Below are 12926 nucleotides of genomic sequence, written 5' to 3' on the forward strand. Positions count from 1 at the left end.
TTTATCTTTAAATTTAGCTTAGGTGAAATATATACAACAAAAAAAAGTATTAAAAGACGATATTAACGTTCATTAATTGATTTTTAATAGGTGGCGCCTATCAAATAGTAATTAACGATCGTTAAAACAGATCAATATAATAACTTAAATCAAATAGAAAGCATTTAACATGATGATTCAAAATGATATTTTTGTTTATTAGAAATTTTTATGTTTACTATTTCAACCAATATTAATAACAAGTTGACATCAAATTTTTAATAATTTAAATTTATCAGAAATAAATTGTTACAAATTAACCCAAGTTAAATCAAATTATGAACATCGATATTTGATTGATGTTCGGTTTTTTATAAAAAATAAATTTTTCATTTCCAATTATGTAATATTTAAAGAGGGAATAATTATTATTTAATGTTAAATGGCATAAAGTTTAAACCCAATCAAATATAAACAAATGGGATAAGAAGTGACAATTCTAAAACGACGCACTGAATTACATCACCTAATCTTGAAAATAGCTAATAATATTAGAAGTTGTATTGATAGATAGGATTTTGAATAATACGTTTTTTAGCTTCTTTATTTTAAAGTTCTAAAAAGTCTTTTTCTTACTGTATAGTCTGCTAAATTGGCGATTTCAAATTTTTCATTCATTATAGTATAGCCTCCTTCCTTTTCTCATTATTTTGCGGACATCGAAATCCTACTGAACATAATCAGCTCAACAATAGTGATAACGTTAATCTGCGCTAGCTTACTAAATAAAATACGCTGAATGATTTTTTACAAAAACCGAATTAGTGCCCTCTATTCTTGCTCAAGCTTATTTTTGAAATATCACTGACAGATATCTCGTTTAAATTTACCCAATACACTTCGCTCACTGGCGTGAAGCTATCAGTGATATCTACTATTACCAAATTACCTTCACTTGTTATACTCAAGACTTATTACCACAACAGTGACGCCGCGATAGTACCTCGCTCGCCTTTACTCCCTATGCAATAAGTTAACCGATATAGTCATTAAACAGGTTCATGGTGTTATGAGTCAGTTTCGTCGTCTATCGAGCTCGGTTGATAAAGATCATAACCACCACCAAGCACAAAACACCTTGATTGCAGCCGTCACGGATATGCCCAGGGCGATACCGATGATATTCATTATGCCGAGGTGTATCACTATCCAGTAAGATAATAGTAGGAATATAGGTATAACGTTCACTTCTCGACTCATCATCAATTTCCTTGTTTAGGGCATAAAAAACGAGGTGTGATTAACCTCGTTAATAAGGATTAAAATGTTAATGAAAGTAAATCTGTGTTGTTAGTGTTCCTAATACACTTGCAATACTTCTATTTAACGAAGACATAAATTATTTCTTATGGCACCACGGACTTAAGAAGACATCATAAGTGTTTTGATATAATGAAAATGAGGAAGTGCCATTATAAACTGCGGTTGCTGTATTAATTGCTCTACCTCCTGTTGTTTAATAAAAGTGTGTTGAGTGACAAACACATCACTCATCTCTTTAAGATAAAAAACCTGTATGGTTTTATTTCTCACTTTCACACCACAAAAATACCAATGACCGTCAAAATAAATCAGTTTGTACGGTGCGATACCTTTTACCGTGGTATCGCAATACAAGAACTGAATACAGCGTTTATCAATAATGGCTTGAGTTAATACTGCAAATGCCCCAAACAACGAAGGCGAATGCTGAGGAGCCTCATGATAAATCAGATAAGGCGGTGCTTCCTCAGAGTCCAATAACACCGAAATAAGCTTTCTATCCAATGAAGGAAAAAACGGCACCATGCTCGTCATCGACGCAAATTGTAGAATGTCTTTATCGGTTCTAAAAAAACGTTGTGATTTCGCTAACCAATAACATCCTGCTTTATAGTCCAAATCGAGATAAATAAGCCGTTCATTAAAGTCACGTTGTAAAGTGCGTACTGACACATTAAATTCTTGTGCTAATCCTTTTAAGGATAAGGTTTCTCCTTTAAACAACTGGGTAATAATAAAGGTCAACCGTTGTGCCAAACGGTCATGCCGATGTTGAGATGATGACATAGACGTTATTCCGTTAAAGCAACAAATGAAAAGCCAGCTTAGTCACAAGAAAGGTGTTTTTGACGTAAATAAGCCACGATAATGCACGCCGGCACCGTGACACGATAGGCAGGTCCGGCGATATCAGACAGTAACCAAGCCGAACTGAGAGCGAGACCAATAGGACCAGCGACAAACGACAGTGCGCGTTGAGCAACAAAGAGCGTACCAACGGTAGCAACACCACCTAAGGCATTAATCACACTGATAGCCGATAAGGTTGCAAGTTCTAAGGCGGCAAAACCCGATGTTCTAATGGCTGCCTGCATGGCAATTAACACCAGTTGAGGGGTGGGATTGGTGAGATTTAATTGTAATTCTTGAGCCAGTGTTTTTAACTCCTCCTCTGTCATTTTGCCTAAGCTTTTCTCAAAAACTTTTAATAAAAGATTTAATTCAATGGTTTCTGTTTCACTATTTTTAGCGTAACTCACCTCCAACTTATCACAAACATCGGTTAATATCTCACGATACAACACGCCTTTATTGCCACGAAATAAACTCACTAAACTGTTAGCACCATAAGTTTGTAATTCTGCACAAATGGCAGGCCAATACTTTTGATGGTCAGGATAAAAGAGTTGATATTCAGGGGTATTGGTTAACGTTTCAGACCAACGTTTTTCACCGTCTTTAATATCGTGTGTTAATACCGATAACAGTAATGATAAGTCTTCATTACTGCATTGCCCAATAAAAGATAAGTCTGCATCAATACGATAGTTCGCCATCTTTTGTGTCCTCATTTAATTAAGATGACGTTACTATAAAACACCCCACTGACAGGGTATGACAGGCAAAATTATTATTTTCAAAAAATAAAAAAGATTGAAACGACAGGATGTGTCGTTTCGATGTAAAGCCTTTATTTTGCGTCAAGTGATTAAGGTATATCTAAGATTTTCTTGATTTAATCACCTTACTTTTTGCCCTCTTCCCACATACTCTTTTTCAATTAAGGTAACTCGACTTCACTGAGACTCGGTGTTGCATTCGTGCTACTTTGATAAATATTGGCATACCCTTGTTGTGGATAAATAATCACTGCATTTTTTCAATATCAAAATCACAGTGAGTCATATTAGGTATAAAGGTGGCTTGTTTCTTCTTAACGTTAACAACCCAGATGCCACTAGCTATACAGTCTCCCTAGGTAGCTGAGTTTTTACCACGCTATAACATCCTTTCTCTACTAAAAGCTCGCACACAATAAACTCATTACTCCCCTCAAAAGGTGAAGTCCCCTCTGAAGTCTTTACCGTCTCCAATTCATCCCAAGTTACTGCATAAACATAAGTTATCTTAATATGGCGACCGTTTTTTCTGATCTTTTTATCTCATTCACTCTTATAACTAACCGATAAAAATACTTTCTTGTCTTACCAATGGACACGGCGCTTAATCTATCGTTTTATGAGTAAAAAGTGAGTCAATCAGATTGGCACAGGCAACGAAAATATTTGCTGTGTAGCAATAGATTAAATCGTTCAAGGATCAGCATAAATACAGGTCATTTACACATCTGTCAGTTATCTTTAAAGGCCATGACATTAACTCATCATTATCCCTTATCAAGCTCGTATGAAATAAATTAAGAATATTAAGATGTTTCAAATTATTGGCATTGGCTATGTGTTACATACCTAATGTATCAATATCATCATTGACACAGGCAACGAAAATATTTGTTGTGTAGCAATAGATTAAATCGTTCAAGGATCAGCATAAATACAGGCTATTTACACATCAGTCAGTTATCTTTAAAGGCCATGATATTAACTCATCATTATCCCTTATCAAGCTCGTATGAAATAAATTAAGAATATTAAGATGTTTCAAATTATTGGCATTGGCTATGTGTTACATACCCAATATATCAATATCATCATTATTAGCTGGGGACTACTCCAGATCATACGTCTTAAAAAATCATTTACTGATGCTTTTATTTTAATTGTATTGCAATCTAAATTAGATTATTTATCAAAAATAAATATCAATTTTGATTATCAGATATTAAAGGGGAAAGAGAGGGTATAAAATCGAAATTAAATAACGCTTCTTTTTATGATGCTCTTGTAATGTATTGCTATGCAAAAAAGTATTAAAAAGAAGTTTTTTACGCGTTTATATTTTAATTTTTTACGAATTAACTATTTTTTTAAATATGGCTATTACGCACCTCATCCTTATTCGACTACTTAATATTTACCATCACCACATAATTTAAAAATATCCTCTTGGTTATTTTAAATATTACGTATTCCTGTCATTGAGTGCTTTTTTATTAATCCATTGATAATGAAGTGAAATAAAATAAAATAATAGTAAAAAACGATCAATATTATTATTTTTGATAGATAAAGCCTATTGAAAATGCACTTATCGATCGATAATAACGTATTTACACACCTTGATATTAGTATTAGATTTTACTCAGGAAATAAGTAAATAATAAAAAAACAAAGAAAATCAAAGTACATTAAATAATAAAAGTATCTAATTTTGATTAGTCAAATTAGATACTTTAAGATAATTCATTTATTATGATTTAAACAAAAATACGGCCTTATCATATGAAAAAAAATAATGATTTATTATTAAGGAGAAATATTGGCATATATATTAGAAATGCGCGTAATGATAAGTCTTTGTCAGGTAAAAGATTGGGTGAGTTATTAAATGTAAGTCAGCAGCAAATATCACGTTATGAAAATGCGATGACTAGCATTAATATCGAAACCATGAACGCCATTTTAATTATCTTAGATAAAGACTGGTTTGATTTTCTTGATTATATAATGAAAAATAAAATATAAAATTAAGAGCACGCACGTTCTCTTTTATGCCATTTGTTATTTTAAATAATACGTAATTTGTAACAAGATGGAATTTAAATCGCACTTTATATATCTCTTTTTACGAGGGCGATTAGCCACACATTCAAGCTATTTTTTAATCATCTTTAAAAAAAGAGTCAATGATAGGCTGACTCTTTTTTTTAAAAGGGGTTATATCGAAAGAGGTCATTTTCTGAATATAACCAAATAAGCGTCATTTTAATTTTTTTCAAAGGTATTTAATTATGCGTACTAAATTAATCGCGCTGTCCGTTCCTTTCTTATTAATGGGAATGGGCTCAGCACAAGCGGCTAACCAAGCCAACGTGGAATTTTTAGGGAATATCCAAGCGGTCAGCTGCGATATCAACGTTAACGGCCAAAACCAAGTGGTTTTAGGTAGTGTACGTACTTCCGATTTCACTACTGCATCAACACCCGTTGCTGCGGGTCAAACCGATTTCCAATTAACCTTAAGTGGTTGTGATGCACTGAAAACAGCGGGTAAAGCACAGGTTGAAATTAGCGGTGATACCGTACCTGGTACCACTAACATTTTCTTACAAAAAAGCAAAAACCCAACCAGCAATGCGGGTGTGATGATTTTAGATGACAAAAAACAGCCGATTGAAAATGGTAAAGCCGTCCAAATGGCCGATATCACAGCACCAGAAGAAGGTGGTGAATTCGCTTCTCTGGACAATGTATCAATAAAATTAACTGCTGCTTATGGCTCGACTGCCACTGATCAAGACGTGACCACAGGGACATTTAAAGCACCTGTTTTATTCTCATTTGTTTATGAGTAAATAACCATGAGGGGGGGAAACCTCCCTTTTATTCTATCAGGGGGATAGGTTGTGAAATCGATTTTGACGTTATGCTTTAGTGCCATGATGGTATTATGCCCCACTTATACTTTTGCGGGGATCTCTTACCAATTAGGGGCATTAAGAGTGGTGTACCCTGAAGGGGAAAAGGGCGTACCTTTAACGCTGATTAATAACACGAAAGAGGAGTCTGTTTTAACTCAAACTGTGACATTAAAAACTCCGTCAGGGCCTGAAGAAAAAATATTTTATGTTTTACCATCCATTGTCAAAATTGCCCCTCAATCCTCAACGAGTGTGAAAATCATGCTCAAACCGGGGACGTCATTGCCTCACGATCGCGAATCGATTTTTTATATTAACAGTAAAGCAATCCCGTTAATGGAGCATCAAGACGAACAAAAAAATAATATCGCTGGGGGCATCAATATTGGGATCTCGTCGGTGATAAAACTCTTTTATCGTCCTAAAAATTTACCCATGAGCGTTGAAACGGCTCAAGCTAATTTACAGTTCAACGTTTTAGACAAGACATTAAAAGTCTCTAATGCTTCTCCTTATTATATTACGTTGGTCAACATCAAAATAGATGGTCAACAAGTACCTTTAGTGGGTAAAGGAATGCTACCGCCTTATGAGGCGTTTGAATATCCGTTCACTGGGAAAAAGACCTCTTCTGCTGCCCCACATAAAATTCAATGGACCTTAATTAATGATTCGGGTGGCATGTATGAGTATTCAAAATAAGCGTGTGTTGCAGAGTACACTTTTTTTACTGACGTTGTGTACGTCTTCCGGTGTCCTCGCATCAGTCAGTGCACCCCTGAATTTTGAAGCCAATGTAGTGAAAGTGGCTTGTGAATTATCGGTTTCTCAGAGTCAAATTAAATTTGATACGGTGATGACTAATGAGATTAAACCGCAAACCTTGTTGCGTACCCGTGATTTTATTTTGAATATTTCACGGTGTAATGCGGTGGATGGTGAAGACAACATTACCCCTAAATTAAAAGTCTCGGGATCAGGGTTTAGTACGCTCGATGGAAAATGGTTATTTAAAACACAAGATTCACCCGTCAAAAATATGGGGTTCTTATTATATCACAGCGATACACCACCGACTTATTCGGATAGCTCACTGAATAATAATGATATTATTGATTATCACCAAACCTATAAAGTCTCGACACTTAATTTGGATACCCCATTTTATGCGATGATCGCCTGTGGTGATAATGAAACGTGTGATAAAGCGAAAACGGAAACGGGAACCTTGAAAGCCGTGGTGAGTTTTGACCTTCTCTATGATTAATGAAAAATGATGAAATCAATTTCTTTATTTCTAAGTATGTTAGTCATTGCCACGTTTCATTCTTTATCGTTTGCGGATGACGGCATTGTATTAAGTACAACGCGTGTCATTTTAGATAAAGACAGTAAAACGATCCAAATGACCAATAATAGCTCGCGTCCTTATTTAATTAAATCCGATTTACTGGAATCGCCCGATAATCTAAAAAAAAATAATACCGTGATGATCACGCCACCTTTATTTAAATTAGCGGCGCATGAATCCCGACCGATTAAATTGTATAAAAAAAATAACGCCGACGAGTCAGTGGAATCGCTGGGGTATTTAGCGGTATTGGCTATTCCTGCCCTCGATAAAGACGCCGTAGAAAATAAAAATACAGTGGCGATCGGCTTACGAAATATTATTAAAGTCTTTATTCGTCCTGCAGCGTTGGCTGACAAGAAAAAAGACAATGATTGTTTGATTGACATAAGTCATAACGGTAAGGCGATGATTTTAAAAAATACGACTCCGTATTTTATTACGCTCGTGGCGGTCACACTCAATAATGACGCTCAAAATATTTTACCGAACACAATAATGCTTTCACCGTTGGCACAAGGGACCTTTATTTATCCTAAAGCGCTCCCACCCAATACACAAATTCATTGGCAAACAATTAATGATTATGGTTTTGCTTCAGAGTGGTGTCGTTCAACCTTACAACACCCTCCAATTAAATAAGCCTCCTCTTGACTAAAATGTATGTAGGTGTTGTGTGAAAAACAAACAGAAACAAACCCCCAACGTGGTTGATAATAGGCGCCTTCACGCCTTAAGCCAGCTAACCTTAGCGGTTTTATTGTCGCTTTATGCGGGCTCAACGTGGGCGGAAGAATATTTTGATCCAGCATTTATTAGTGGGAATGAAGATAGTCAATTAGATCTCTCTTTCTATTCAAAAGATGGGGCTATTTCACCTGGGGATTATTTAGTATCAATCAGTGTGAATGAGAAGGCGATGCCAGAAAAAATGGTTAAGTTTGTCTTGAATAAAGAATACAAACTGGTACCGGTCTTCACTCCGAAAGAGTTGCAAGCGCTAGGCGTGGATGTTGAGAATGTCCCCATGCTTAAACGTTTACCCAAAGAGGCCCCCATTGAGGACCTCTCCGCGCTTATTCCCGATTATCGAGCTACATTTATCACCTCGGATTTAGCCTTAAAGTTGAGCTTTCCTCAGTTAATTATGAAAAATAAATCGGAAAGCGAAGTTGATCCCGCATTGTGGAATGACGGGATCCCCGCGTTATTATTTAACTATTCACTGATAGGCTCCACCTCTCGCACCGATGGCGCGGATATAAAAAACGTATTAGCCCAAGTCTTTGGCGGAATAAATTTCCAAGCTTGGCGTTTTCGCTTTAACTATTTTGGTAATTATGCAAAATATGATGGTCACGGTGACTCCAATAGCCATACCCAAAATAATTTTAATAATGTGCGATTATACCGTGATATCAAATCGTTAAAATCGACCTTGCAACTCGGTGAAATTATGCCGGTGTTGAGTATTTTTGAATCCTTCCCTTTTAAAGGGGTATCACTGTCCTCAAATGAAGATATGATCCCACAATCCCAACGTGGATTTGCCCCCGTTATCACTGGATATGCGAACTCCAACGCGTTGGTGCTCGTGAAGCAAAATGGCAATACGGTCTATCAAACCTATGTTTCGCCGGGGCCATTTCGAATTGATGATTTAAGACAAACCCAGCTTTCTGGTGAGTTAGAAGTTTTTATCCAAGAAGCAGATGGTTCTGTACGCAAGCAATTGATCGCCAGCAGCAGTTTACCCATTATGGAAAGAGAGGGGGCGTTTAAATATGAAATCTCGGCAGGGCAATATAATGCCTCAGGCTCAGAGAAATCAAAGTTTGCGTTAGGCACATTCAGTTACGGGTTACCCCATAATATCACCCTCTATGGGGGGGGAATGGGGGGCAGTGATTATTTATCTTCCGTGGTAGGGTTCGGGACCTCGTTAGGGAAACTGGGGGCGCTCTCCTTTGATGCCACTATGTCATGGGCGAAAATTCAAGGGTCAGATTCGTGGAAAAATGGGCAATCTTATCGTGTCCGCTATGCCAAAAGTATGCTGTCAACGGGGACCACAGTGGATTTAGCCGCTTATCGTTATTCCACCAAAGAGTATTACAGTTTTAACGATGCAAACGTTATCAATGAAAATGGCTTATACGCCTGGGGTAGAGCGAAGCGTAAAAATAATTTCCAAATCAGCTTAAGCCAACAATTAGGCCGTTATGGCTCGTTGACATTATCGGGGAATCGAGAAGATTACTGGAATAGCAATGAAGTCAATAAACGGGTGTCATTATCGTATAATGCGACGTTAAAAGAGATCAACTATTTTATTACGTACAATATTGAAAAACGAAAAGACGAACATAATAACTGGCCAGAAGATCGTCGGTTATCGGTAGGGATGCAGATCCCCTTCAAGATTTTCAGTCCAGCGCCTTTGGCCGAGAAATCCTCTTTATCCTATGCGATTAATACAGGTAATCATGGTAATACGGCGCAAAATGTGGGACTCAGAACCTCGCTATTGGACGATAGGCTGGGCATTTCCGTTGACCAAGATTACAGCAAAGAGAAACACGCTAACAATAGTAGCAATTTAAATATTAACTATGTGGGTGAGGTATCCAACAGTACGTTAGCCTACAGTTACAGTAATGATTACAACACTTTATCGGGCAGCCTTAACGGTGGGATCATTGCCCATCCTTATGGAATAACGTTAGCCCGTTATGTGGGATCATCGCCATTGGCCTTAGTGGAAGCAGAACAAGCGGCGGGGACCAAAGTCAACTCAGGAATGGGCACCATCAATGACAGGGGTTTTGCTTTAGTGCCGATTGGTAATAGCTACAATAAAAACCCCGTCTCTTTGGATATCTATTCCTTACCGAACAACGTGGAAGTGGATAATTCAATTCATCAACTCTACCCTACTAAAGATGCGGTTGTGTACACGAAATTTAATACCAAAGTGGGGTATCAAGTGATTATGACGCTGATGCGCCAGCACAAACCTCTTCCTTTTGGCGCGCTAGTATCGGTGGTAGGGGATGAAGAAAATACGTCAGTAGTCGGTGATAATGGGGAAGTGTATTTAGCGGGGCTGTTACCACAAGGGCTGTTAACGGTACGGTGGGGAAATGGCGCCCAGCAAAGCTGCCAAGTGAATTATACCTTACCGATTGAGCGCGCGGCACAGGATAAAATTACCCCGGTCATTGAATATACCGCGGATTGTCAATAAGCCATAAGGGGAAGTGATGAAAATACGAGGATTAGTGGGGCTGATATTATCGTTCTTCCTGTGTTTGCCCGTGCAAGCAAAGAAAGTCGATACCAATGTTGGGTTATCGCTATTATTTACGCGGGTAATTTTCCATGAAAGTGACGAGAAAGGCGTCAGTTTACAGATTAATAATAAAACGGATAACACCTATTTATTACAATCGGTAATACGCAACGTCGATGCCAATACGGGATTAATGATGGAGGTGGAGAATGAGGATGAATCAGCCACGCCCAGTAAAAAACAACCCTTTATGATCACGCCTCCTTTGTTTCGTTTTGAATCAAAAAGTCAGATTAATCTCTTGATTAGACGGGTCCCGAGTGTATTACTGGATAATAAAAAAGAGTCTGTTTTTTATATTTCCTTAAAGGCGATTCCCATTATTCACAGTGAAATGAATAAGAACAATATGACCATTTCAACGGTGATTAATTTGAAATTATTTTATCGTCCAAATAGCTTAGAGAAATGGTTTATTGAAGAACTCTCCGAAAGTGAGAAATTGATTTTCAGTATCAAACAAGGTGCTCTGAATATAAGTAACCCAAGCCCCTATTGGATAACGTTGGATCATTTAATAATAGATGGGAGCAATATAGATAAGGAGTCATTAAGAAGGATGATCCCTCCTTTTGGGACGATACGGTATTCTTCCCCTGTATTGTCAAAAAATAAAAGAGCGTATTCTATCGAATGGAGCTTGATTGACGAATTGGGTCGCTCAACAAAAATAAAACAGCAAATTATCCATTAGACATTAAAAATAGGAGTAGATCCGATGTTTTCATTCTTATCTTTTAACGCAGTAAAAAAAATACCCATTTTATTGTGGCTGAGTGGGTTACTGGGAATGACCTCGATAGCACAAGCTAAAAATGTGATTATTATTCCTAAAGGAGAAGGGATTGTGTGGCAAGGAAAACCGTTTACCAGCAAATTGTTGAAAATTTATAACTCTTCTAATGATGTTATTAATTTTGGAGGCCGTTTAGACCCCTTGCTAACAGCTACAACTAATTTAGGCACTTCTGCATATACAATAAGCTGTCCATTATATACTACAAATCCAAAACCTGGAGACTTTACCAAAGTCGCAGGTTACGATGCTATGATGGTAATTCCAGGACTATATATAGCGATAGCTGGTAATTTCTGGGGGGAGTACACAGATCAAAAAAGTTACCAAAGGGTGTCATTTAACGGAGCTTTCGGGAACAATAAATTTGTTACATCGAACGCGCCCAAGAATTCACCAAAATTAACTATTTTAAATGATGCGGTAAACTGTTTATCACTAGAGACATCACGAACACCGCTGATTAGGAGAGATACGGACTATCAGGTACAAATGAGTGGGTATTGGGTCCTAATTGCAGACGGAACACAAAAAACAGCGACCTCGACTTTTGTTTCGGCACTGGTTTTAAATACAGCATCCATTCTTAGCACTGCTTCGGATACGAGTATTTTCCCGAAAGATACCGAATTTAAAATATCTACCTTGGAATGTAATATAAACACCCCACCTACAATTAATTTTGGCGATGTATTGCACTCTAATCAGGCAGGTAAAGAGTTGGCTAGTAAAATGACCACTATTGAAACTTATTGCTCACAGGGTGATGAGGTTATTGACTCTAATATTAACTTAACCTTTAGAGCTATATCTGGATATTTTGAAAACGATACGAGCAAATTAAGTTTAAAGGAAGGCGGAGGATATATCACGGGACAAATTGAAAGGGCACAGCAATCTTTTGATGGCAGCTGTGGTTTAACAGGAAAAGGCATTCCTTTTGACAATACAACAGCAATAAAACTTGGGCATATCACTAAAGATCAGCCCTCAGCCAGTTTTATTAATCCTGTTTTATGGCGCCTTTGTGCAGGGGGCGATGGTAAATTGCCTTACGGCAAGGTGACGGCATCGGCGGAAGTGATGGTAACACTTAATTAAGAATGATAAGGATAAGAGCGTTTCCCCCACACTCGAACCCTAATCAGATACCAGGTTTAAAGAAGCTCGCCATTTAGAAATAAAGAACTACATGTAGACCCAAGTATCATTAAAATGGATAAGAAATAACCCAAGCCATCTTTACATCTAGAAGTAAAGATGGCTAATTAGCATTATAAGGGATCGTTTGAGTTTTTTGGAGGTACATTGAATTTGAGTGGCGGAAGATCACAGGAGTCGAACCTGCCAAGGACCGCTGGCGGCCCCATCTGGATTTGAAGTCCAGCCGCCCCACCGGGGACGATGATCTTCCATTTTTGAATGGGTAAAAAGGAAATAACGGGATGATTATACGCTGAATTATTTTTAATCCCAAGTGCACCAAATCAATAAAAGCGCTTTCAAATAAAATAATCCCATTTTTGAGTAAAACCTCTGATAATTACCGCGATACTATTGAACTTATACAGTTTCATCCTCATCT

General features: G+C 37.4%; 10 protein-coding genes and 1 tRNA gene. 8 read left to right on the forward strand and 3 right to left on the reverse strand.

Features of this window, described 5'->3' with window-relative positions:
- Positions 1-1401: 1401 nt before the first annotated feature.
- A complete protein-coding gene (locus tag SB028_RS18905) occupies positions 1402-2088 on the reverse strand; it encodes a helix-turn-helix transcriptional regulator (RefSeq protein WP_069369454.1) in 687 nt (228 codons plus the stop codon).
- 38 nt (positions 2089-2126) lie between these two features.
- On the reverse strand, positions 2127-2858 hold the full coding sequence (locus SB028_RS18910) for a DUF3944 domain-containing protein (protein WP_069369453.1): 732 nt from the start codon (positions 2856-2858) through the stop codon (positions 2127-2129).
- Positions 2859-4703: 1845 nt separating this feature from the next.
- Between SB028_RS18910 and SB028_RS18915 the strand changes: the two genes are divergently transcribed.
- From SB028_RS18915 to SB028_RS18950, 8 genes are all read left to right on the forward strand, one after another.
- Complete coding sequence (locus SB028_RS18915) at positions 4704-4946, forward strand: helix-turn-helix domain-containing protein (protein WP_069369451.1); 243 nt, start codon at positions 4704-4706, stop codon at positions 4944-4946.
- A gap of 266 nt (positions 4947-5212) precedes the next feature.
- Positions 5213-5776, forward strand: a complete 564-nt coding sequence (locus SB028_RS18920; protein ID WP_069369450.1) for a fimbrial protein — start codon at positions 5213-5215, stop codon at positions 5774-5776.
- A gap of 51 nt (positions 5777-5827) precedes the next feature.
- A complete protein-coding gene (locus tag SB028_RS18925; protein WP_069369449.1) occupies positions 5828-6544 on the forward strand; it encodes a molecular chaperone in 717 nt (238 codons plus the stop codon).
- Entirely contained in the window at positions 6528-7109 is a 582-nt protein-coding gene (locus tag SB028_RS18930; RefSeq protein ID WP_069369448.1) for a hypothetical protein, read from the forward strand. Before SB028_RS18925 ends, SB028_RS18930 begins: the two co-directional genes overlap by 17 nt.
- A gap of 9 nt (positions 7110-7118) precedes the next feature.
- Positions 7119-7835 carry a molecular chaperone gene (locus tag SB028_RS18935; RefSeq protein WP_069369447.1) on the forward strand — a complete coding sequence of 239 codons (717 nt, stop codon included), beginning with the start codon at positions 7119-7121 and terminating at the stop codon, positions 7833-7835.
- Between the two features lie 34 nt (positions 7836-7869).
- Complete coding sequence (locus tag SB028_RS18940) at positions 7870-10440, forward strand: fimbria/pilus outer membrane usher protein (protein ID WP_069369446.1); 2571 nt, start codon at positions 7870-7872, stop codon at positions 10438-10440.
- A 16-nt stretch (positions 10441-10456) separates the two neighbouring features.
- The gene (locus tag SB028_RS18945) at positions 10457-11239 is read left to right on the forward strand and encodes a molecular chaperone (RefSeq protein WP_069369445.1); all 783 of its coding nucleotides are present in this window, start codon (positions 10457-10459) and stop codon (positions 11237-11239) included.
- A 24-nt stretch (positions 11240-11263) separates the two neighbouring features.
- Positions 11264-12442 carry a hypothetical protein gene (locus SB028_RS18950; RefSeq protein ID WP_069369444.1) on the forward strand — a complete coding sequence of 393 codons (1179 nt, stop codon included), beginning with the start codon at positions 11264-11266 and terminating at the stop codon, positions 12440-12442.
- Positions 12443-12660: 218 nt separating this feature from the next.
- Here SB028_RS18950 and SB028_RS18955 read toward each other — a convergent pair.
- A tRNA-Sec gene (locus SB028_RS18955) sits at positions 12661-12755 on the reverse strand.
- Between the last annotated feature and the right edge of the window lie 171 nt (positions 12756-12926).

Origin of the sequence: Proteus vulgaris (assembly GCF_033708015.1) — a bacterium.
In the GTDB taxonomy this organism is placed as follows: domain Bacteria; phylum Pseudomonadota; class Gammaproteobacteria; order Enterobacterales; family Enterobacteriaceae; genus Proteus.

Bases quoted from the DNA above. Each gene is read 5' to 3' on its own strand.
- SB028_RS18920 (WP_069369450.1), top strand. From the start codon at position 5,213: ATGCGTACTAAATTAATCGCGCTGTCCGTTCCTTTCTTATTAATGGGA.
- SB028_RS18910 (WP_069369453.1), bottom strand. From the start codon at position 2,858: ATGGCGAACTATCGTATTGATGCAGACTTATCTTTTATTGGGCAATGC.
- SB028_RS18930 (WP_069369448.1), top strand. From the start codon at position 6,528: ATGAGTATTCAAAATAAGCGTGTGTTGCAGAGTACACTTTTTTTACTG.
- SB028_RS18915 (WP_069369451.1), top strand. From the start codon at position 4,704: ATGAAAAAAAATAATGATTTATTATTAAGGAGAAATATTGGCATATAT.
- SB028_RS18935 (WP_069369447.1), top strand. From the start codon at position 7,119: ATGAAATCAATTTCTTTATTTCTAAGTATGTTAGTCATTGCCACGTTT.
- SB028_RS18905 (WP_069369454.1), bottom strand. From the start codon at position 2,088: ATGTCATCATCTCAACATCGGCATGACCGTTTGGCACAACGGTTGACC.
- SB028_RS18950 (WP_069369444.1), top strand. From the start codon at position 11,264: ATGTTTTCATTCTTATCTTTTAACGCAGTAAAAAAAATACCCATTTTA.
- SB028_RS18945 (WP_069369445.1), top strand. From the start codon at position 10,457: ATGAAAATACGAGGATTAGTGGGGCTGATATTATCGTTCTTCCTGTGT.